Here is a 22,140-nt window from a genome sequence, read left to right on the forward strand (position 1 = left end):
CGTCCACGCCTTTCCGGTCTGTTGCCGGGATTGTTCGCGGTCACGCGACCCATCGTCCACCCGAAGCGGCCGGGGATCAAGCCCCCGACCGCTCGAGTTCGATAATTGCCGGTCAGACCAGCATCAGCCCCAGCACTTGGCGAGGCCTTCCTTGGTGTCGATGGACTTCACGCCGTTGGCCGGCTTGTCGGTCACCAGGTTGACGCCGGTGTCGAAGAAGTTCTTGCCTTCGGTCGGCTTCGRCTTGGTTCCGTCCTTGGCGAAGGCGGCAATCGCCTCGATGCCGAGCGCTGCCATCTGCAGCGGGTACTGCTGCGACGTTGCGCCGATCACACCTTCGGTCACCGACTTCACGCCGGGGCAGCCGCCGTCGACGGAGACGATCAGCACCTGCTTTTCAAGGCCGACGGCCTTGAGCGCCTGGTAGGCGCCGACGGCAGCCGGCTCGTTGATGGTGTGGATGACGTTGATGGTGTTGTCCTTCTGCAGAAGGTTCTCCATCGCCTTGCGGCCGCCCTCTTCATTGCCATTGGTGACGTCGTGGCCGACGATGCGCGGATCGGTTTCGTCGCCGATCTTGTTGGGATCCTTCACGTCGATGCCGTAGCCCATCATGAAGCCCTGGTCGCGCAGCACGTCGACCGTCGGCTGCGACGGCGTCAGGTCGAGGAAGCCGATCTTGGCGTCCTTGGCCTTGTCGCCGAGCGTGGCCGCGGCCCAGGCGCCGATCAGCTTGCCGGCCTCGAGATTGTCGGTGGCGAAGGTCGCATCGGCCGCGTCGATCGGGTCGAGCGGCGTGTCGAGCGCGATCACCAGCAGGCCGGCGTCACGCGCCTTCTTGACGGTCGGCACGATGCCCTTGGTGTCGGATGCGGTGATCAGGATACCCTTGGCGCCGTCGGCGATGCAGCTTTCGATCGCGGCCACCTGGCTCTCGCTGTCGCCGTCGATCTTGCCGGCATAGGTCTTGAGGTCGACGCCGAGTTCCTTGGCCTTGGCGGTCGCGCCTTCCTTCATCTTGACGAAGAAGGGGTTGGTGTCGGTCTTGGTGATCAGGCAAGCGCCGACGCCGGCCGCGGAGGCCGATGATGCAAACGCCATCACGCCCAGGGCGGCTGCGGCAAACACGGTCGATTTCAACAATTTTGTATTGGTCACGATCTTCCTCCCAGTGGAACCATTCCGGATGCCGGCCACCGGCATCTACGGTGCATCCTACGAAATTTCTCCCAGCGTGGACGCCCCCTCAACAGACACCAGACCGAAGGCGCTGTCAATAATTAAATCACTCTTATTTATTATTGACAGCCTTGCGTCGTTCACTCATTCTGGCCCAAAAGCATTGAGGGGAAACGACGGGAGGAACTAGGGTGGAGACCGCCACTGCGAGGCACGGTTCGCCCGAAGCGAATGACAGCCTGATTCACCGCGGCACCAACCAGAGCGGCATGCGCGATCACAACGAGCGGCTGGTGCTCTCGCTGGTGCGTCAGCATGGCAGCCTGGCGAAATCCGACATCGCCCGCATGACCGGACTTTCGGCGCAGACGGTTTCGGTCATCATGCGCGAACTGGAGGAAGAAGGCCTGCTCGTGCGCCAGGCGCCGCTGCGCGGCAAGATCGGCCAGCCCTCCATCCCTATGGCGCTCAATCCGGAAGGCGCCTTCTTCATCGGACTCAAGATCGGCCGCCGCAGCGCGGAACTGGTGCTGATCGATTTTCTTGGGCACGTGCGCTCGATGCTGCAGCACTCCTATCGCTATCCGGCACCGCGCGAGACAGTTGAATTCGTCACATCGGGCATGAAGAAGATGCGCGACGAACTGACGCCGGCGCAGGACAAGCGCATCGCCGGCCTCGGCATCGCCATGCCGTTCGAACTGTGGAACTGGGCCGACACCGCAGGTGCGCCGCGCGATGTCATGGACGAGTGGCGCCACCGCGACATCAGGTCCGACATCCAGGCGCAATGCGATTTTCCGGTTTATCTGCAGAACGACGCCACTTCGGCCTGCGGCGCCGAGCTCGTTTTCGGCCAGGCGGGCGGCGCGCGCGACTTCGTCTATTTCTATATCGGCGCCTTCGCCGGCGGCGGCATCGTGCTCAACGGCCGGCTGTTCGGCGGCCCGACCGGCAATGCCGGCGCGCTCGGCTCGATGCCAGTGCCCGGACCGGACGGCAAGCCGACCCAGCTGATCGATGTGGCGTCGATCGCCATGCTGGAAAAAGCGCTCAATGCCCGCGGCGTCGAGGCCTCGCACCTATGGACCTCACCGGAGGACTGGGGCGAGATCGGCGCCGAGCTCGACGATTGGATCGCCAGCGCTTCGCAGGCTCTCGCCTATGCCATCGTCGCCGCATCCTCGGTCATCGATTTCGAGGCGGCGGTGGTCGACGGCTGGATGCCGCAGGCGGTGCGCCGCCGGCTGGTCGATGCCATTGTCGCCGCCATCGCCACAATCGATGGCGAAGGCCTGAAACTTCCCACCGTTCGCGAAGGAACCGTCGGCATCCACGCCCGGGCGCTCGGCGGCGCCAGCCTGCCGCTTTCCGAACGCTTCCTGATTGGCTCGACGACGATTTCCAGGAGCGCCTGAATGCTGATCGGAATCCCGGCGCTGCTCGGTCCGGACCTGCTGGCGACACTGCGCGCCATGGGCCATGGCGACGAGATCGCCCTTGTCGACGGAAACTATCCGGCAGAGGAGCAGGCAAGGCGCCTGGTCCGCGCCGACGGCCATCATCTTATCCCGGTGCTCGATGCGATCCTGAGCGTGCTGCCGGTCGACGACGCCGTTCCGGAAGCCCTGTTTCGCGCATCGGTCAAAGGCAATCCCTCGATTGCCGATCCGGTCCATCACGAGATCGAGGCGATCTGCGCCAGGCGCGCGCCGGGCCGCAAGGTGGTTGCGCTGGCCGGCGCCGACTTCTATGCACGGGTCAAATCGGCGCATGCCATCGTCGCGACAAGCGAGCCCAGGCTTTACGCCAACATCATCATCCGCAAGGGCGTGATCTATCCGCCGGAGACCAAGACGCCATGATCCTCTGCTGCGGCGAAGCCCTGATCGACATGCTGCCGCGCATCACGACGCAAGGTGAGCCGGCATTTGCCCCCTATGTCGGCGGCGCGGTGTTCAACACGGCCATCGCGCTTGGCCGATTGGGCGCGCCGGCCGGCTTCTTTTCGGGCCTGTCGTCGGATCTTTTCGGCGGCCAGTTCAGGGACGCGCTGGGCGCAAGCAAGGTCAGCTCCACCTATGCCCATACCTCGTCCAGGCCGACCACGCTCGCCTTCGTGCGGCTCACCAATGGTCAGGCGACCTACACGTTCTACGACGAGAACACCGCGGGGCGCATGCTGACGATCGATGACCTGCCGTCGCTCGGCAACGAGATCGAGGCCATGCTGTTCGGCGCCATCAGCCTGATCTCGGAGCCCGCAGGCGGGGCATATGAAGAGTTCATGCGGCGCGAGCATGCAAGCCGCGTCATGATGCTCGACCCCAACATCCGGCCGAACTTCATCCCGGACAAGGCCAAGCACCTCAGGCGCATCCGCGAGATGATGGCGATGGCCGACATCGTGAAACTGTCTGACGAAGACCTCCATTGGTTCGGCGAAGCCGGCTCGCATGAGGATGTCATCCGCAACTGGCTCGACCGCGGACCCAAGCTGATCGTCGTGACCCATGGCAGCGAAGGCGCCGTCGGTTACACCAAGGACCACACCGTCACCGTGATGCCGCAAAAGGTCGAGGTGGTCGACACGGTCGGTGCTGGCGACACGTTCAACGCCGGCATCCTCGCCTCGCTGCATGAACAAGGCCTGCTGACGAAGGCGGCCATCGGCGACCTTACGCAAGACGCCATCCGCAAGGCATTGGCGCTTGGCGCCAAGGCAGCGGCGGTGACCGTGTCACGCGCCGGCGCAAATCCGCCGTGGCGGCATGAAATCGCCTGAGCAGTGCTCACCTTAAGTTGAGCCAGCCGATCACTTTATGTTTCGCGGGGCCGCCCGGCGGGACTATAAAGGCGCAAACGCGCCCGACGAAGCCCGGATTTCCGGCATCTTGCTGATATACGCAGGAAATCGGAGGTAACAGACTGCGATATCCAGGCAATTGGCTGCCTTGGCTGTCCGGCTTTCTCGGCAAGCACAACTCTGGTACCAGCGGGCCGTTATCTGGCTAGACCGCCTGGTTAAAATCGTTTTTGAGGCTGACATGCAGTTCATCGATCTTGGCGCGCAGCGCGAACGCATCCGCGACCGGCTGAAGGCCGCGATCGACCATGTCGTCGAGGACGGCCGCTACATCCTGGGTCCGCAGGTCGCGGAGTTCGAGAAGAAACTCGCCGCCTATATCGGCACCAAGCATGTGGTGGCCTGCGCCAACGGCACCGATGCGCTGCTGCTGCCGCTGTTTGCCGCCGGCATCGGCCCGGGCGACGCGGTGTTCGTGCCGAGCTTCACCTTTGCCGCCACCGCCGAAGTGGTGGCACTGGCCAAGGCGGAACCCGTCTTCGTCGATGTCGACCCGGTGACCTACAACATCGATATCGCCAGCCTCGAGGCGGCCATCGCCATGATCAAGAAGGAAGGCCGGCTGCGGCCGAAGGCGATCATCCCGGTCGACCTGTTCGGCCTCGCCGCCGACTATGATGCGATCATGGCGATCGCCAGCCGCGAAGGCCTGTTGGTGATCGAGGACGCCGCCCAGTCCATGGGCGGGTCGCTTGACGGCAAAATGTGCGGTGCGTTCGCCCATGTCGGCTCGACCAGCTTCTATCCTGCCAAGCCGCTTGGCTGCTACGGCGATGGCGGCGCGATGTTCACCAATGACGACGAGATGGCCGACAAGCTCAGATCCTTCGCCTTCCACGGCAAGGGCGAGACGCAATATGACAATGTCCGCGTCGGCATCAATTCGCGGCTCGACACGCTGCAGGCCGCGATCCTTATCGAAAAGCTTGCCATTCTCGAAGACGAGATGGTGGCGCGCCAGGTGGTGGCAAACCGCTATGCCGAAGGGCTTGGCGATATCGTCACGGCGGCCCGCAACCTCGACGGCAGCCGCTCGGCCTGGGCGCAGTACGCCATCGAGACGCCCAAGCGCGACGGCCTGAAGGCGCACCTGAGCGAAAAGGGCATTCCGTCCGTCATCTACTACGTCAAGCCGCTGCATGCACAGGTCGCCTACAGCGACTACCCGCGCACGCCGACCGGTCTTGCCGTCTCGGAGGAATTGCCCAAGCGCATCCTGTGCCTGCCGATGCACCCCTATCTCAGCGAAGCCGACCAGGACCAGATCATCGAGACGATCCGCAACTATATCGGCTCGAACTCGGCGCAGGCCGCAGCGGAGTAAAAGGCAGCAGCAAGTCAGGCTGGGCTGCCGCCGGCCCCTGCCCTGCCACTGGCGATGAAATGCGGGTTGGCGAAATCCTCGTCATCGGCCTGGTCACGTTTGCCGTAGGCCAGGGGCTTGCCGTCCAGCGTGCGTGTCGTGCCGCCCGCCGCGCGCAGTACCGCGTCGCCGGCTGCGGTGTCCCATTCCATGGTCCGGCCGAAGCGCGGATAGACATCCGCCTCGGCGCTGGCCAGAAGGCAGAATTTCAGGGAAGACCCAACGGAAACGATCTCAGCTGCGCCGAGGTCGCGAATATAGGCTTCGGTTTCGGGTGTGTTGTGGGAGCGGCTGGCAACCACGGCCAGCGGCGATGCGGCCCTTCTCACCGAAATCGGCCGGCGTCCGACGATCTGATAGTCGCCATTGATTTCCAGCGCTTCCGCGCTGCCCGGCCGTCCCGAAAAGAAGCGGCCGGTGCAAGGTGCGAAGACGACGCCGACTTCCGGCACGCCATGGCGGACAAGCGCGATGTTGACGGTAAAGTCAGTGCGGCGATTGACGAATTCCTTGGTGCCATCGAGCGGGTCGATGAGGAAGAAAGTGTCGCCGAGATCGGTCGGCATGATCCCTGCCGCCGTTTCCTCTTCGGCCACGCAGGGGATGTCGGGAAATGCGGCGCGCAAGCCGGCAAGGATGATCTTCTCGCTCTCGCGGTCCGCCTCGGTCACCGGCGAGGCGTCTGATTTCCGGTCTACGGCGCAGCCGGCGTGGAACACGCGCATGACCTCGCGCCCGGCCGCCAGGGCCAGTCGCTCGAAGGTGTCGAGCATCGACCTGTCGTCAGATACCGCCGCCATTGTCATATTGGTCTTCGGCAATGTCACGCTCGTTCAGCCAGTGTTCCAGGGCATCTACCATCTCTTCGGCCGATTTGCCGAGCGTCTTGAGATGGATCTCCGGTTTTTCCGGCGCTTCGTAAGGCGAATCGACACCGGTGAAGTTCTTGATCTCGCCATTCAGCGCGCGCGCGTAGAGGCCCTTCGGATCACGCCTGGCGCACTCCTCGAAAGGCGTGTCGACAAACACCTCGATGAACTCGCCATCGGCCATCAGTTCGCGCGCCATGCGCCGTTCGGCGCTGAACGGCGAAATGAACGAGACAATGACGATCAACCCGGCATCGGCCATCAGCTTGGCCACTTCAGCGACGCGGCGGATGTTCTCGACGCGGTCGGCATCGGTGAAGCCGAGATCGCGGTTGAGCCCGTGACGGACATTGTCGCCATCCAGGATATAGGTGTGGCGGCCGGTGGCGAACAGCTTCTTCTCGAACAGATTGGCGATGGTCGACTTGCCGGAGCCGGAAAGCCCGGTGAACCAGAACACAGCAGGCCGCTGGTTCTTCATGTCGGCGCGGACGCGCTTGCCGACATCGAGCGATTGCCAATGGATGTTCTCGGCACGACGCAGCGAGTGCACGATCATGCCCGCGCCGACGGTGGCGTTCGAGATGCGATCGATCAGGATGAAGGCGCCGGTGGTGCGATTTTCGGCGAAGGGATCGAAGGCGATCGGCGCCCGTGTCGAGATGTTGCAGATGCCGACTTCATTCATTTCAAGCGACTTGGCCGCCTCATGGGCGAAGTCGTTGACATTGATGCGGTATTTCAGGTCGGTGACGGTGGCGCTGGTCTGGTCGGTTTCAGTGCGCAGGATGTAGGAGCGGCCCGGCAGCAGCGCATGCTCGTCAAACCAGACGATGTTGGCGGCGAACTGATCGGCGACCTGCGGCCTGGCCGCCGGCGAAACCAGCATATTGCCTCTGGAGACCTCGACCTCGTCGTCGAGAACAAGCGTGATGGCCTGTCCGGCCACCGCCTGTTTGAGATCGCCGCCATGGGCGACGATACGTTTGACATGCGAGGACTTGCCGGATTTGGCGACGACGACCTCGTCGCCTTGCGCAACGGCGCCTGACGCGATCGTGCCGGCAAAGCCGCGGAAGTCGAGATTGGGGCGGTTGACGTACTGCACCGGGAAACGGAACGGCTGCTCGACCGCAGCCTCTTCGACCGAAACGGTCTCGAGGTGCTCGATCAGCGTCGGCCCGGAATACCACGGCATGTTCTGCGAGCGGCCGCTGACATTGTCGCCGTAGCGGGCCGACATCGGGATCGGCACGATGGTCTGGAAGCCGAGATCGCGCGAGAACTGCCCGTAGTCCTCGACGATCCGGTCGAAGACCGCCTGGTCGAAATCGACGAGATCGATCTTGTTGACGGCCAGCACGATGTGACGGATGCCGAGCAGCGAGGCAATGATCGAATGACGCCTGGTCTGGCGCAGCACCCCTTGCCTTGCATCGATAAGCACGATCGCCAGATCGGCTGTCGAAGCCCCTGTCGCCATATTGCGCGTATACTGTTCGTGGCCGGGCGTGTCGGCGACGATGAACTTGCGCTTCGGCGTGGCGAAGAAGCGGTAGGCGACGTCGATGGTGATGCCTTGCTCGCGCTCGGCCTCGAGACCGTCGACCAGCAGCGCGAAATCGATGTCATCGCCGGTCGTGCCGTGCTTGCGCGAATCGCGTTCGAGCGCGGCGAGCTGATCCTCGAAGATCTGCTTGGTATCGGACAAGAGGCGGCCGATAAGCGTCGACTTGCCGTCATCGACGGAACCGCAGGTCAGGAAGCGCAGCAGCGACTTCTTCTCCTGCGCGGCCAGGTAGTCGCGGACGCTGTCGGTGGGGGCGAGGCTTTTTGCCATGATGTGACGCATGGTCAGAAATACCCCTCGCGCTTCTTCTTTTCCATGGAGCCTGCCTCGTCACGGTCGATGAGGCGGCCCTGCCGCTCGGAAGTGCGCGCGGTAAGCATCTCGCCGACGATGGCTTCGAGCGTGTCGGCATCGGACTCAATCGCGCCGGTGAGCGGATAGCAGCCAAGCGTGCGGAACCGCACCAGCCGGTTCTCCACCGTCTCGCCGGGACGCAGTTTCATGCGCTCGTCGTCCTTGAGGATCAGCATCCCGTCGCGTTCCACCACCGGCCGTTCCTTGGCGAAATAGAGCGGCACGATCGGGATGTTCTCCTGCAGGATGTACTGCCAGATATCGAGCTCGGTCCAGTTCGACAGCGGGAAGACGCGGATCGATTCACCCGATGCGATGCGGGTGTTGAATATCTTCCACATTTCGGGGCGCTGGTTCTTCGGATCCCACACATGCTGGGCGTTGCGGAACGAGAATATTCGCTCCTTGGCGCGCGACTTCTCCTCGTCGCGGCGGGCGCCACCAAAGGCGGCATCGAAACCGTATTTGTCGAGCGCCTGGCGCAGCGCCACGGTCTTCATGACATGGGTGTGGGTGTTCGAGCCGTGGTCGAACGGATTGATGTTGTCGCGCACACCGTCTTCATTGACATGGACCAAGAGGTCGAAGCCGAGTTTTTGCGCCATCTGATCGCGAAAAGCGATCATTTCACGAAATTTCCAGGTGGTGTCGACATGAAGAAACGGGAACGGCGGCTTGGCGGGATAGAACGCTTTCATCGCCAGATGCATCAGCACGGATGAATCCTTGCCGACCGAATAGAGCATGACCGGCTTGGCGAAGGCGGCCGCAACCTCGCGGAAAATGTGGATGGACTCGGCTTCAAGCCGCTGCAGGTGCGTAAGCGCAATTGTCATGGACTGTAAGCGTTCTCTCGTGCCTTGCGACAGAAGACCTTGCGTCAAATCATCGAGCTTTGTGCCCGGTTTCAAGCTTCGCTTCTGGACAAAGTGTTTCTTGCGGGCGTTCTAGCAGATCGGCGCACGGCAGAACAATGCAAGACGAGCCCGGCACCGGTCAGTTCGGGAATGATTTTTCCATGCTTTTGGCAGAACCCGGAAATTTCTGTTCGCGAAGCTTGCAACCAGGAAAATGCTAGGAAAAAATTGCCCGGCAGACCATCACAACAAACGCTTCTTGAGCCCCTCCCCATCGTTGGGCATGGGCAACCGATTTTAGGCGACGACAAGCTCCGCCGCACTATCGAAAAGACAGCCCAGCCGCTATACAACCTGCGGAAGCGGGCAAGATGCGTCATCAGGCATGGGCAAATTTCAACGCGAGCACATTCGGTTCCGTCGAACTGGATGTGCCGCATAGAGCTACTCGAGAATAGCGAGCCCGAAACTTGACCCGGCTTTCGTCTGCAAGACTGCAACTCACGCCTTCGCGGATCAATATCTACTTTTCCACCCTTTGCTTCTTTTTCCCACCGGTTCTGGGGTCGGTGGTCAGCTTCGTGTTCAATGGTGGTGCCCTGTGGTCCGTCCTGCTGATCGCCTTCAGGAAAAGACGCTTCAACATCGACCCGGCGATGATGGCGATGACGATCGCGATCTATGCCTATTGCGCGGCCAATCTGGTGGCGTCCCTTGTCAACAACGCGATCGCCAGGGATGCGCTGCACCTGATCCCGCTCGTGACCTTCCTGTTTTTCCCCATCTCCTATTCGACCTGGAGCATTACGCACAAGACAACGCTGGTGCGTATCATCGTGCTGAGCAGCATGGCGGCCTGTTTTGTCGCGCTGCTTCTGGCGATCTTCCAGCAACATTGGCTTGGTATCCGCGCCGAGGGTGGGGCTGGAAATGCAATCGTGTTTGCGGAGGTGCTCTGCCTTGCCGTGATGGTCTGCGTGGCCGGCGCCCTGTCGGATATCGCGAGACATCGGATCGCCCTCATTTGCGCGGCAATTGGCGGGACGATCGCCATCATCTACTCCGGCAGCCGCATTGTCTGGGTGGCAGTGCTGATTGCCGGTGTCGCCGTTCTGCTGATCAACCAGCATAGGCTGAAAGGGAGGAACGCCATTCGCTTGCTGGTGCTGTTGCTGGCGGCTGGCGCCGTGATCGCGGCTTTCGGCTTCCAGACAATATCCGGGCGTGTCGACTTCATGCGTTCCGACCTGGACGCGCTCGCCACCAATGGCGACCACACGACGCCTATCGGATTGCGATTCGCCGTGTGGGATATCGGCCTGAAGGCGTTTCGCGAGATGCCTTTGTTCGGACACGGAGTGGGGGCCACCCAGACCTTGATAAAACAGGGCTTCCGCGATCAGTTCGGGATGGATGCAGGCTTCAATCATTTCCATAACGGCTTTCTCACCGCCCTGGTGCAGGCGGGACTCCTGGGTGCCGTGACGCTGGCGGCGATCTTTGTCGTTGCCGCCAGGAATGCCGCCGTGGTTTTGCGAAACAGCGCCGATCCGATCGAGCGCTTTGGCGCTACAATGATTGTCGTCGTGGTGATCACCTATCTCACGTCCGGGATGACAGGCATCCTGATTGGTCACGACATTCTGGACTCTGTGCTGATGGTCTTCTTGGTGTCGGGAACGTATCTCGCCTCGGGCCGTCAGGCTCCGCTGCCACAGGACCAGGCGCTTGCGCCCGAGACGAAAGAGCGAGTGCTGCCGCCTGTGACGGAAGACGCCCTTCTTCCAGCAATGGAAGACCGGGCGCTTCGATCCACCCGATAGCAGTCTGGGCAAGACCAATGAAAGTCCTGGTCACAGGCGCGACAGGCTTCATCGGCCGTCAGGTAGTCAATCGGCTTCGCGCGGCGGGTGCCGAGCTTCGCCTCGCGTCCCGCTACCCGCAGAGGCTAGGTCCGGGACATGACGCCATGCAAATGCCCGGTTTCGACGCGCCGACGGCTGCCTTCCTGGCGCTTGTCAGGGGTGTTACGGATGTCGTTCACTGCGCGGGCCTGAACAATGATGAAGGCGACGCCACCGAAGCCGATTTTCAGGCGGCCAATGCGGAATTGAGCACAAGGCTGGCGCAAGCGGCTGCCGAACAGGCAAGCGGACGGTTCATCCAGCTCTCCTCGATCCGCGCCGTGATCGGCGCGCGCGTCAGCGCAACGATCGACGAGGACACGATCCCCGATCCGCAATGCGCCTATGGGCGTTCGAAGCGCGACGCAGAGATCAGGGTTCTGGACGCCTATGCGTCGCGTGGCCGTTCCGACGCCACCGCATTGCGGCTGCCGCCGGTCTACGGAACCGGCATGAAAGGAAACCTGGCGACGCTGATGCGCCTGGCCGATACGGGCCTGCCGCTGCCGACAGGCGCGCTGACGGGAACCCGCTCGCTGCTGTCGTCGCAATCGACGGCAGACGCGGTGTGGCACCTGCTCAGCCATTCGGAACCGTTGCGCCCGATCTATTTTGCCAGTGATGTGCCGCCGGTCTCGATCGCCGACATTGTCGGCGCCTTTCGCAGCGGTTTCGGACGGCCGGCGCGCCTGATGGCCGTGCCGGCCGGGCCGCTGCGGGCAGCCGCGATCCTCCTGGGCAAGCGGACGTCCTGGGACAGCCTGACCGCGACACAGATATGCGCCCCTTCCCTTCTCGTATCCGAAGGCTGGCTGCCGGAAACCGGCACGCTGGAACGGCTGGCCGAGATAGCGCGGCTCAGAGATGTTCAACCGCCATTGCGGTAGAGCGTGCCAAACAGGATGCGAAGGTCGAGCCAGAACGACGCCGCCTTGAGATAGGCGGCATCCGTTTCAGCCAGCAGCCGAGGGTTCGACATGTCGATGCCCCTGATCTGCGCCATGCCGGTAATGCCCGGACGTGCCGCCAAAACCCCCAGCCGCCTGCGACGCTCGATCAGCTCCGTCTGTGTCGGCAGGCAAGGGCGCGGCCCGACCAGGCTCATCTCGCCGCGCAGAACATTCCAGAATTGCGGCAGCTCATCGAGCTTGAACTTCCGCAAGGTCCGTCCAACCGCGGTCACGGCATTCGCCGGCGCCTCGTGCGAGGGCAAGGACGGCGTTCCCTGCACCATCGTCCGCAATTTGTGGCAGCGAAACAACACACCATCGCGACCGACTCGCGTCTGCGAAAAAATCACCGGACCGGGCGACGATGCCCGCACCGCAACGACGCAGAGCAACAGAATAGGGGACGTCACCAACAACAGCAGGGCCGTCGCGACGAGATCGAAGGCTCGCTTCAGCTGCAACGTATCTAACCTGCTTGCCCGACAGTTCTCGAGCCAGTTTCCTGCGGCATCTCGGGCGCTGGTGGCTCCGGCTGATGGAGTTGCGCCAACACCCCGAGGGCGGAGGCCTTGTCCTGGTTCTTCATTGCCGCCTGCAGCGCGGCCAGCCCGGCCTGAACCGTCGGCCACGCCACCACATCGGTTCTCAGGCCGAAGATCTTGGCGATGTCGAGCGTGACGATCTCTTCATTGGCCCCTTGAAGCGTCTCATGCAGCTTTTCACCCGGCCTGATGCCGGTGAAGCGGATCGGGATATCGGCATAGGGCGTCTTGCCGGCCATGCGGATCATGGTTTCGGCGACTTCGAGAATCGGCACGGGTTTGCCCATATCCAGCATGTAGATGGCATAGTCGTCCTTGCCTTCACGAGACTGTGCGTCGGCGGCCGCCATGATGACGAGGTCGACGGCTTCCGCCACCGTCATGAAATAACGGGTCATGCGTCGATCGGTAATCGTGACCGGACCGCCGGCCTCGATCTGTGCCTGGAAGATGGTCGCCACCGAACCATTGGAGCCAAACACGTTGCCGAACCGCACGGCTATGAACTTGGTGCCGGAACGGCGCCCGTCCGGCGCGATTGCGTGGCTTTCGTGCAGGGCGCTGACAAGCTGCTCGGCGGCTCTCTTGGTGATGCCAAGCACCGAGGTCGGATCCACGGCCTTGTCGCTCGATATCAGCAGGAACTGTGGAACCCCACATTTGGCGGCAACCTCAGCGCAGACAAGCGTGCCGAAAACATTGGTCTGGATGGCCGATTCCCAGTTCTCCTCGAGCAGCGGGACGTGCTTCAGCGCGGCGGCATGAAAGATGATGTCCGGTTTGAATTCCGTGACGACACGGGTCATCTGGCGACGGTCCGCGACATCGACAATGCGGACCTTCAGGCGATCATGGTCCTTCTCGTCGACATACTGGCTCAACTGGAAGATGCCGAACTCGGAATTGTCAGCGACCAGCACCGCCCCTGCCCCCAGCTCCAGCGACCGCTTGACCAGCGTGCGGCCGATGGATCCGGCGCCTCCCGTCACCAGGACGCGCTTGCCGCCGACGAAGGCACCAATACGGGCGATATCGGACGGCACCGTCGGGCGGCGCAGAATCGTTTCCATCTCGACTTCGTCGAGAACGATCTTTCCCTCCTGCCCGAGCTGTGAAAGCCTCGAGAACTGCAGGACGGCTATGCCGCCATGCCGGGCGACACGCACAAGCTCGGAATACTCCTCGATCTCATGCTCGACGCCGCTGCCGAAAATAAGCAGGTCGATGCTCTTGGTGCCGGCGGCGTAGTCCTCCAGGACATCGATCAGGCGTGGCCTGGAAGCGACCACGGGAACACCTTGAATCCGGGTGCCCAACGGCGCGCCGCGCTCTGTCGCCATGATGCCGGCGATGGAATAGTCGGCCGGCTCTGCCGTGCGCGTGAAGCGAATGATCAGGTCGGCCTCGCCAAGCCGACCGACGAACAGCGCCCGCCTGGCCTGCACTTCAACGGCCTTTTGGGTGAGGATGCCCCAGCTCGCGCCGTCGCGAAGAAATCGGTAGAAAAGCCGAGGCGCCGATATGATGGTGAAGGAAACGAGGAAGAAGACGATGAATTGGCGCTCGTTGAGACCAGCCACGGGCTGGAAGAAACGAGACGTCAGCGAAAGAGTATAAAGCACGACCGTCAGAATCGCACAGCTCTTCAGAATGTTGAAAAAGTCCGGGGTCGAGGCAAAGCGCCAGATCGTGGTGTAGAGACCGCAATATCTGAACAGCAGGTGACTGATAAGAACGATCCCGACCCAGGTGAAGAGGCCTTCGTTGGAGAACGCATCGAACGAAAGATTTGACCTGGAAAGGACGAGACTAAGCGCCACCGCAACCAGAACCATGGCCATATCCTGGACCATGATGATCGCGCGCCGCATCTCCGGCCGACTTCCGGACACGGCTTTTACATAGGAAGTCATTGGCCAGTACTACACTCCAGGCGAAGGATTCGAACAGTACAACCTAGCGCGATCGAATGACATCCCCTCATCGATCGCTCGTTTCGAAGTTCTAGCCCTCAGCCCCCGCTGCAATCACCGCATAGCGTGGAGTTGCGGCCATCGCCAGAGTTTTTTTGATTTCCGGTTGGGCAGGCCCTTGGGCGACATGCATCAAGACCTGAACAGCTCAAACAATCCGCGCTTGAAGTTGTCATAGGCGAATTTCCGGGACGAAAGGGCTCTGGCGTCCTCCTGCCGGCGCACTGCAGCGGAGCGATCCGCGAGGATCGACATAACCCGATCGGCGAATCCCTCGCAGTCGCCGACATCGACCAAATCCAGGGAGGCCGATGCATCCCCCAGTTCCAAGGTAATGAGAGGAATGTCGGTGGCAACCACCGGCACGCCCAAATGCAGCGCCTCGGTGATCTGCGTTGGGAAGTTCCCTTCCATTTCAGATGTAAACAGCAGGCACAGCGCGTTCTTGTACAGATATCCGAGCTCGGCGTCGGTCAGCTCCGAAAGCGAAATCAGATGCTCCTCGGCTCCGGCCGCCGACTTGCCTGTCAAAGGCGTGGTCAAAATCCCGGTCAGTTGATCCTTGCTTCCGGCCGCCTTCAGCCGCTCGTTTACGATCGCCACTGTCCTCGCGAAATCCACGAGCCGCTTTGAAGGCCGGTTCCTGGTGGGATAAAATACGTAGTGCGCCGGCAGCGCTCCAAACCGGTCGAGGGATTCGGCGACACTTGAACCGTCGTTCAGGAACGGCAAGGGAATGTGGGCGATGGTCTCAGGCCGCGGGGCCAAGACGGTCTGAGGCAAATAGGACGCGGTGAACGCGGAGTTCGTCAGGATGCGGCGCGCCTTCGCGACCATCTTTTGACCGATCATGGCGGTTTGCTGCGTGGCCCCCATCTCGGYCGAATCCTTGTAGAAATGGGGCATATAGTCGGGAAGATAGAGAACAATATCCTTCCCATCTAGATGGGCAAGCTCGGGAAACATGTAGTAGTGCGGTATCAGAACGTGATCGATGTTTGTATCCGCATTGATCAGGTCGACGTATCTGGCCCTCGGCATAGTGCCGTTCGCAAGCTTGATATTATTTACTTGTTGCTCCACCTTGGCCAGGATTTTAAAAATTGCCAGTAATGCTGTCGATACCAGCGCGCGCGGCATCTTTTTGAAATCCCTCGTCCGATAGAGCGTCTTGAGATGATCGAGATTGGCGGAGAATGGCCGCATCCTTGCAATCTGGCGAAGGCGGCCTACCACTTTAATGGCGTTTCCGCCGCCGGCAACATCTTCTTCAACGACCATGATCCTCAGATCGTGACCGGCAGTGGAACTGAGGAAGCCGTGAATGCGACCGATGTCCTCCTTGCGGCTGGTGACGACAACCTTGAAACCAAGATCGCATATCGCACGAATGATTTGACGGACAACGCGCGCGATGCCCTCCGAACAGTGGTATTCGCCATTGTGGCGAACGACTAGCGGCCCGAAACCGTGGAAGGCGACAAGAACGGTTTCGGCGACCGGCGCTTCCACTTTCACGCTTGGCTTATAAATCAATTCCTGTGCCCGGTTCGCCCCCGCTTCGCCAAGTGCCATCCCTATCGCCCGGTCGAACAGGGGCCACACAAATTCCGGCTGGTAGCGTTTGCGGACCTCATACTGGCTTTCGATCAGTTCGCGTGAGAGAGCGCTGTCGCCCTTCCTCAATTGCTCCGATCGCTTCACCAGATCTTCAATGCTGTCGACCCTGCCGGGCGCGTCGGCGGGGAAATACCGGCTGAGCAAGGATCCCTTTTTGAAAAGCACCGGACCGCCAAGCGTCATGAATTCTATCGGCGGCAAATAGCAGACGTTCGGCTCCTCATAATGGTAGGCAAAGCCACGCATCTCAGCGAATCGTCTTAGGAACTCGGGGCGCTCAACAGTGCCAATCACCCGTTCATCGCGGACGGGCACGTTTTGCGCACCGAAAATCCGATAGCCTTTCGCAGGAAAATAGCGCTTCAAGTACCCGTAATTCTGGCTGTAATAAGAATTGTCGACCACCCTCGGAGAGAGCAATCCAAGTTCCGGTACGGACGCTTCTATAGCCCACGTGTCTCGCAGATCAATGACGTCCTGCGTAAGGCAATAGGGAACGATCGTCGTGCGTGCTGTCAGCCAATCATCCTCTATGTCGGCCACCTTTTCGGAGTGCGGCATGAACCAGAAATCATTCCGCTCGGTGATGAGCGGCAGCCCTCCCAAATTGATAAGTTCATCCGACAGACTGTAGGGCTGGCCGTAGGTGCGATAGATGACTCGGCCATGGTACGCCTTCAAGAAATGCACCAGCCATAGCGGGTTGATGGTGACGATCGCCGCGTCAAAATACCCGTTCAGAACCTCCGCTGCCTCTGGCGAAATCTCATCATAAAAGAAGTTAGTCCGCCCCAGGATGTCCAAGGTCTCTTTCGGCAGGCTGGAGTCTGGTGGAACCCAATCGTAGACGGCGGACTGATCGTAGACATCGCTCAGGTAAGGCCGATTGAACACCTCGTAGCCTAGCGCTCGCAGGTGAGGAAGTTCGGTCTGCGACAACACCTTGTGCATGCCCAGCCAGAAAATTCGCTTCTTCTTATTCATCTGCTTTCCGGCTCTTCGGGAGGCGGTCTGGTATTGCAATGCTCTATCGGTTGTCAAATTCATCTCGCCAGGGCAGATTAGTCCTTCCCTACGAAATCAGGCGATGGAGACAGGCCAAGTCAGGTCAGCGACATCAACTGAGCGACCCCTAGTCGGCGAGCCGACGTGATAGCTGTCGCTAGCGCCTGTCCAAGCTCGACACCTTCATCTCAACCTTTGATATCGAGGAAATCATCGTGTATGGCAACGCAGTAGGATCTGCCCACAGGACCCATTTCGGAGCAAGATTGCGGAACTTCCAACAATGACTGCACATTCCCTTTCCCAAAAGCGCGTTCTGGTCGATGGTCGCGTTTATTCCTCATCTGCCTTCGACCGGGGGATGGGGCGTTATGTCACGCATATTGCTGAACAATTGGACGCCGCCGGATACCTCGTAACCATCCTGTTGTACCGAGATTGCTACCTTGACGCAGACTCTGCGCTTTTGAAGCGGTACGCCATCCGCTTCGCAAACCACTCCCCAGAAAATTTTGGCGGGAACCCAAGCGAGAAATCAGCGCGCGCTCACGAGTTTACCGCATATCTGTCGGCACTACTCGAGGCTGAAGCTTACGATTCGTATATCGATGCCACGCCATTCTTAGGACCTGCCAGGTTCGACATTTTTTCGTGCCCTGTCACCGCAGTTTGCTACGACTTCATTCCGCTGAGGCATCCCGATTTTTACCTTGGCAGCGACGTTGTAAGGCACGAATATTACAATGGCCTTGCACGATTAACCAAGGCCGACCACATAATTTGCATATCGCAGACAGTACGTGACCTAGCGAGCCGACATCTTGCGATTAGCGATGATCGCCTCAGTGTTTTGTGCCCTACGCTAGAAGAGCGATACCTCTCGCTTGACCAATATCCTGCCTCCGCCCCGAACAAAAATCTCTTTACTATTCTAGGCTTCCACAAATCAAAAAACCCGGAAGGGTCACTAAGGATATATCAGCAGATTTTACGGGCCGGTCTCATAAGCGTACGATTGAATGCCCCTAAACAGGACCAGCTTGATATCCTTCGCCATGCAAGACTAATTCCAGAGGGCGCACACGTAACAGCTTCAGTTACTGACGAACAAAAGTTCGCTCATCAGTCCGGCGCATTGGTTATCGCTCAATTATCCCTGGAAGAAGGATTCGGCATCCCCCTCTTGGAAGCCGTGTTTCTAGGCAAAAAAATTCTCGCCCTGGATATACCGATAAATCGTGAACTGTTGAAGGCAGGCACGGTAGGGCGCGAAAGCGCGGTGTTTTGGATTCCGCCAACCAATCAAACTCTGGACCTGCCTGCTTTTGAGCATTTTTTGAAGACACCTGTTGATCATAGATTTCATGATTCAATACGCAATGCCTATGTGGAGCATTGGGGAGCATCCTCGCAGTTGATTGCGGATGCTTTGCAAAGCGCGGAAGCTGAGTATCACACTTGGTGGGAACGGGTTCAGGCCAAGATCTTCTCTTCCATTCCTGGAACGTCATGTGGCGTGGCGGATTACTCAGTAGCGTACGCTAGAAGCGCGACGGGAAATATCGCCTTCTTTTTTTCAGAGGGTGAACAGGAGAACATTTCATATCTTGAGAATATCAGGGTATTTACCCATCTTGACTTCAAAAGGTTTACTGGATCAAAATTTAGAAGAATTAAAGGCATTTTCAACCTTGCGTTTTCATCGGCGCTGCACGCAGGCATTCGTTTAATGCGCACCGCGTCACAATCGGGCGATGTGCTTCTAATACACGAGCGTCGCTATTTCGATGGACTGCGTGCAATGCAGATTTCGACAAACGGTATCGAAGAATTGCTTTTAGATATCGCTGCAGAAGAAACGGACGAAGGTCGAACCAAACTCGCGATCGACTGCGTTTTCAATCCTGCTTTCAATGGTAGAAATCAAATAGTAAGTCCGAGAGCTCCCATATCTTCACGCTGGCTAAGTAATTTGCCCGTGCGAGCTGTGTCTCATCTACCCCAGGCAGTACTCGAACAAATGCGTCTGCTGGAAGCGGGRCAACCCGGCTCTGTTATCAACGACCTCCAAGCGATCGAGCAGAACTTTGACTTTGTTCCGTTGGGCATCGACGATCGTCGAAACCCCGCTGTTCATCGTGCGTCCCGGTTGTTGAGGATACGTCGCGGGGTGCAGATGGACGATATCGTCATCGGTCACCATGGCCTGATCTTGAATGACCTGAAACAACTTTGGGATGTAGCAAGAACTTTAGTGAATGTCGCCTCCCAAAGAGATCGCGTTTCGCCTGACGGCAGAAGAGTATTCTTCTTCCTCGTGGGCAAAGTTATCGACACTGAATTGTTTGAACGGATTAGGAATGCTTTCGAAAGTGCCGGTCTTGCCGAAAGGCTAATCCATAGCAACCCTGCATATGAGAACGACTTTGACGCGGAAATCGCAGCGTGTGACGCAGTTGCCTGCTTTCGAACTCAAACACGTGGTCAGCTATCCCATATATTCGTTCGCGCTCTATCGCTAGGGACTCCCGTGCTCGTCAACGAAGGCAGTGGTTACGCATACGATCCACGGACAACGATCAAAGAAAGTGATATAGAAGGGGGCCTTCGGTCCGCAATAGAATTGCTAGCTGATCGGCAGCACCTGCTTGATATGCGCCTTCGTGCCAGGAAACATTACGAAATAAGTCACAGCGGTGACATGAGTTTAACCGAGATACTCCGTGACAGGTGAATATGACCAGCTTGCCCTACACCAAAATCATTGATATTGCCGATTTCAACAACCCCCTTCTACTGCCGCATTTGGAGGATATTGCGCGGGGCGAGATGCTTCGCTTTGGGCTGGATAGACCAGAAATAGTGCCCGATTCCAAACAATGGGAATGCGCGATGATGTTGCGCGCGCTCAGCGATCATGGCGTCTTACGGCCTGGAGCCTTGCTCGCCGGGATCGGAGCCGGGACAGAGGAAACGACATTCGCATTGGCAGCCAAGGGTTGCGTGGTGTTTCCAACGRATCGCTATCTTGAGAACACCCCATGGTCCGATGTCGCGCCTGCCGGTATGATGGTTCGCCCCTCTCAATTTTCTGAATACGAATATCCGCGCGGTGCAGTAATTCCTGTCCATACCGACGCGCGTGTACTATCGCTTCCAACAGGTTTTTTTGACGGTGTCTACTCCGCTGGCTCAATCGAACATTTTGGTTCTTTGGAGTCTGTCGCGGCATCTGCCGAAGAAATTGGCCGAATTCTGAAGCCAGGTGGAATCGCTGTGATAAGCACAGAGTTTCGCCTGGATGGACCGCTAGACAAGCGATGGTTCAGCGATGATTGTATTTTGTTTACACCATCACTTCTGCAAGAATTCATTATTGATCCATCGGGCTTGGAGGCGATCGGAACTCCACAATACACAACGTCTCATGATACATTCGATAGCCGCGTTGTTCTTCTGGATTTTCTAGATAAGGCCAAGAAGGTAGCATCCTTGTCCGACAAGAAGAACGCCTATCCAAATCTCGTTCTCTTTCACGAAGGCCACCTCTTTTGCTCGGTTCATCTGGCTCTCAGAAAACCGATAGCCGAAATCTTGCCAAAGAGCGTGCACTCCCGTGCGTTCGAAAAACTGGTAAAGGAAGAGGCCACCCGAGCAAGTGGCATTCTGACAAACCAGATAGCGGATTGGACACGCACGTACGGTACTGAAAAGCCGACCCAATGGGTAAACGAGGCAACGGCCGAACAGTTGAGGCGCTATGAACATGAGTTGGCCGTCCTGCGCGGCTCTCGTTCGTTACGCTACACTAAGCCGATTCGCGATGCTGCGAGTGCCGCACGTCGAATACCCGTTGCCGCAGGAACAGCACGCCTGGGGCTAAGGGCTTTTCGTGCAATCAGAAATTTGAGCCGCCGTATTGCCGGTCATCCATGACCTTTATCTCTTACGCGCAAAACTTCGAAGACGTCATGCTGTGGCGTGCCCTTAAGCACATCGAGGTGGGGTTTTATATTGATGTGGGAGCGGCGGATCCAACCGAAGGATCGGTAACTCGAGCCTTCTACGACCGGGGCTGGAATGGGATAAATATTGAACCCGAGCCTCTCTATGCCGCATCTTTGAGGGCGAACCGCCCACGAGACATTAACTTGGAACTGGCTGTGGGGGCTCGGGAAGGCAAGGCAGTTATTCACCGTATAGCTGGCACTGGATTATCCACTTTTGACAGAGAAATTGCGGCAAGACACGAAAAAGCAGGACATCCCTCGCCGCAGCCAACGGAAATCGAAGTGGCAACAATCGAAGGTATATGGCGTAGATATGATCTCAATACTGTTCATTTTCTCAAGATAGATGTTGAAGGCGCCGAACGGGATGTCATCTTGGGAGCTAATTTACCTAAGCACCGCCCTTGGATTGTAGTCGTGGAGGCAACTCGCCCGCTTTCTCCGCAGCGAAATTCAAGTCGCTTTCAGAAATTAGTTAGGGAATCAGGCTACAAGCTTCGATGGTTTGATGGTCTCAACGAGTGGTATATTGCTGAAGAGCACGACAATAGTCTGAGGGTTTCGTTCCAAGCGCCACCGAACGTTTTCGATGACTTTGTCTTCGCAAATCACGTGAACCAGGCCGGCAGGGCCGAAGCTGCCGAACGTCAAACCGAGCACGTCACGAGTGCACTGCAGCGCGCTGAAGAGCGTTTTGATTTAGCACAGCAGCAGATCGAGCAGTCTCATGCAGAGTTTTTGGCGGCGGAGGCTAGAGCGCAGCTCGCTGGGGAGCAATTGCTCAAAGAACAACGCCAGGTCGTAGAGTTGCAAAGGGAACTGGATCTTATGCGATCAAGCAAGTCTTGGAAGATGACCGCATCTCTGCGGAAGTGGCGGTCCAAGATTACCAAACTCTGACAAACCGAATCTCGCCTATGTACCGGAGACGACTGGAAAACACTCAACCGAAATAGGCAGGCAGGACCTCATCTGTAGGGCCGTCCATGCGCACACGGCCGTGTTCCATCCACAGGATGCGGTTGCAATTCTTTCGCAGCAGATCGCGCGAATGGCTGGCAAGGACGAGGATCTTGGT

General features: G+C 59.0%; 16 protein-coding genes. 9 read left to right on the top strand and 7 right to left on the bottom strand.

Translation table 11 applies throughout. The annotated features are described in order from the left end of the window. Window positions 1–123: 123 nt before the first annotated feature. On the bottom strand, window positions 124–1,101 hold the full coding sequence (locus tag AC1DPX_RS31595) for a substrate-binding domain-containing protein (RefSeq protein ID WP_477241708.1): 978 nt from the start codon (window positions 1,099–1,101) through the stop codon (window positions 124–126). A gap of 269 nt (window positions 1,102–1,370) precedes the next feature. Here AC1DPX_RS31595 and AC1DPX_RS31600 point away from each other — a divergent pair, with 269 nt between their 5' ends. From AC1DPX_RS31600 to AC1DPX_RS31615, 4 genes are all read left to right on the top strand, one after another. Further along, window positions 1,371–2,597 carry an ROK family transcriptional regulator gene (locus AC1DPX_RS31600; RefSeq protein WP_202355232.1) on the top strand — a complete coding sequence of 409 codons (1,227 nt, stop codon included), beginning with the start codon at window positions 1,371–1,373 and terminating at the stop codon, window positions 2,595–2,597. Continuing rightward, window positions 2,598–3,044 (top strand): RbsD/FucU family protein, encoded by a 447-nt coding sequence (locus tag AC1DPX_RS31605; protein WP_202355233.1) that lies wholly within the window; start codon window positions 2,598–2,600, stop codon window positions 3,042–3,044. After that, window positions 3,041–3,964, top strand: coding sequence for a carbohydrate kinase family protein (locus AC1DPX_RS31610; protein WP_477241688.1), 924 nt, complete (start codon window positions 3,041–3,043; stop codon window positions 3,962–3,964). The genes AC1DPX_RS31605 and AC1DPX_RS31610 overlap by 4 nt, the downstream gene beginning before the upstream one ends. A 262-nt stretch (window positions 3,965–4,226) precedes the next feature. Beyond that, window positions 4,227–5,369, top strand: a complete 1,143-nt coding sequence (locus AC1DPX_RS31615; RefSeq protein WP_477241690.1) for a DegT/DnrJ/EryC1/StrS family aminotransferase — start codon at window positions 4,227–4,229, stop codon at window positions 5,367–5,369. 14 nt (window positions 5,370–5,383) lie between these two features. Here AC1DPX_RS31615 and cysQ read toward each other — a convergent pair whose 3' ends face one another. Genes cysQ through cysD form a run of 3 tightly spaced genes read right to left on the bottom strand, consistent with a single transcriptional unit; the run spans window position 5,384 to window position 9,037 of the window. Next, window positions 5,384–6,181, bottom strand: a complete 798-nt coding sequence (gene cysQ, locus AC1DPX_RS31620) for a 3'(2'),5'-bisphosphate nucleotidase CysQ (protein ID WP_202359467.1) — start codon at window positions 6,179–6,181, stop codon at window positions 5,384–5,386. Between the two features lie 10 nt (window positions 6,182–6,191). Continuing rightward, window positions 6,192–8,129 (bottom strand): sulfate adenylyltransferase subunit CysN, encoded by a 1,938-nt coding sequence (cysN, locus tag AC1DPX_RS31625; RefSeq protein ID WP_202355236.1) that lies wholly within the window; start codon window positions 8,127–8,129, stop codon window positions 6,192–6,194. A 2-nt stretch (window positions 8,130–8,131) separates the two neighbouring features. Then, entirely contained in the window at window positions 8,132–9,037 is a 906-nt protein-coding gene (gene cysD, locus AC1DPX_RS31630) for a sulfate adenylyltransferase subunit CysD (protein WP_202355237.1), read from the bottom strand. Between the two features lie 491 nt (window positions 9,038–9,528). Between cysD and AC1DPX_RS31635 the strand changes: the two genes are divergently transcribed. Beyond that, entirely contained in the window at window positions 9,529–10,881 is a 1,353-nt protein-coding gene (locus AC1DPX_RS31635) for an O-antigen ligase family protein (RefSeq protein WP_477241694.1), read from the top strand. Between the two features lie 17 nt (window positions 10,882–10,898). Next, window positions 10,899–11,849, top strand: coding sequence for a UDP-glucose 4-epimerase family protein (locus AC1DPX_RS31640; protein ID WP_202355239.1), 951 nt, complete (start codon window positions 10,899–10,901; stop codon window positions 11,847–11,849). Here the strand turns inward: AC1DPX_RS31640 and AC1DPX_RS31645 are convergent. The 3 genes from AC1DPX_RS31645 to AC1DPX_RS31655 all read right to left on the bottom strand — a co-directional run bounded on the left by AC1DPX_RS31645 (window position 11,831) and on the right by AC1DPX_RS31655 (window position 17,031). Further along, window positions 11,831–12,367, bottom strand: coding sequence for a sugar transferase (locus AC1DPX_RS31645; RefSeq protein ID WP_477241710.1), 537 nt, complete (start codon window positions 12,365–12,367; stop codon window positions 11,831–11,833). The two genes, AC1DPX_RS31640 and AC1DPX_RS31645, sit on opposite strands and share 19 nt — an antisense overlap. Before the next feature lie 11 nt (window positions 12,368–12,378). Then, entirely contained in the window at window positions 12,379–14,367 is a 1,989-nt protein-coding gene (locus tag AC1DPX_RS31650; RefSeq protein ID WP_477241696.1) for an SDR family NAD(P)-dependent oxidoreductase, read from the bottom strand. Window positions 14,368–14,559: 192 nt separating this feature from the next. Beyond that, window positions 14,560–17,031 carry a glycosyltransferase gene (locus AC1DPX_RS31655; RefSeq protein ID WP_477241698.1) on the bottom strand — a complete coding sequence of 824 codons (2,472 nt, stop codon included), beginning with the start codon at window positions 17,029–17,031 and terminating at the stop codon, window positions 14,560–14,562. Window positions 17,032–17,335: 304 nt separating this feature from the next. Here AC1DPX_RS31655 and AC1DPX_RS31660 point away from each other — a divergent pair, with 304 nt between their 5' ends. The 3 genes from AC1DPX_RS31660 to AC1DPX_RS31670 are packed head-to-tail and all read left to right on the top strand — an operon-like array spanning window position 17,336 to window position 21,962. Further along, on the top strand, window positions 17,336–19,786 hold the full coding sequence (locus AC1DPX_RS31660) for a glycosyltransferase (protein ID WP_477241700.1): 2,451 nt from the start codon (window positions 17,336–17,338) through the stop codon (window positions 19,784–19,786). A gap of 2 nt (window positions 19,787–19,788) precedes the next feature. Continuing rightward, on the top strand, window positions 19,789–20,988 hold the full coding sequence (locus AC1DPX_RS31665; RefSeq protein WP_477241702.1) for a class I SAM-dependent methyltransferase: 1,200 nt from the start codon (window positions 19,789–19,791) through the stop codon (window positions 20,986–20,988). Beyond that, window positions 20,985–21,962, top strand: a complete 978-nt coding sequence (locus AC1DPX_RS31670) for an FkbM family methyltransferase (RefSeq protein ID WP_477241704.1) — start codon at window positions 20,985–20,987, stop codon at window positions 21,960–21,962. The genes AC1DPX_RS31665 and AC1DPX_RS31670 overlap by 4 nt, the downstream gene beginning before the upstream one ends. Window positions 21,963–22,140: the final 178 nt, after the last annotated feature.

The sequence above is a fragment of the Mesorhizobium sp. 01N446 genome, from assembly GCF_056399285.1.

What these genes read in the sequence shown, in the direction of transcription:
- AC1DPX_RS31640 (WP_202355239.1), top strand. Translation starts at nt 10,899, where the DNA reads ATGAAAGTCCTGGTCACAGGCGCGACAGGCTTCATCGGCCGTCAGGTA.
- cysQ (WP_202359467.1), bottom strand. Translation starts at nt 6,181, where the DNA reads ATGCTCGACACCTTCGAGCGACTGGCCCTGGCGGCCGGGCGCGAGGTC.
- cysD (WP_202355237.1), bottom strand. Translation starts at nt 9,037, where the DNA reads ATGACAATTGCGCTTACGCACCTGCAGCGGCTTGAAGCCGAGTCCATC.
- AC1DPX_RS31615 (WP_477241690.1), top strand. Translation starts at nt 4,227, where the DNA reads ATGCAGTTCATCGATCTTGGCGCGCAGCGCGAACGCATCCGCGACCGG.
- AC1DPX_RS31670 (WP_477241704.1), top strand. Translation starts at nt 20,985, where the DNA reads ATGACCTTTATCTCTTACGCGCAAAACTTCGAAGACGTCATGCTGTGG.
- AC1DPX_RS31650 (WP_477241696.1), bottom strand. Translation starts at nt 14,367, where the DNA reads ATGACTTCCTATGTAAAAGCCGTGTCCGGAAGTCGGCCGGAGATGCGG.
- cysN (WP_202355236.1), bottom strand. Translation starts at nt 8,129, where the DNA reads ATGCGTCACATCATGGCAAAAAGCCTCGCCCCCACCGACAGCGTCCGC.
- AC1DPX_RS31610 (WP_477241688.1), top strand. Translation starts at nt 3,041, where the DNA reads ATGATCCTCTGCTGCGGCGAAGCCCTGATCGACATGCTGCCGCGCATC.
- AC1DPX_RS31605 (WP_202355233.1), top strand. Translation starts at nt 2,598, where the DNA reads ATGCTGATCGGAATCCCGGCGCTGCTCGGTCCGGACCTGCTGGCGACA.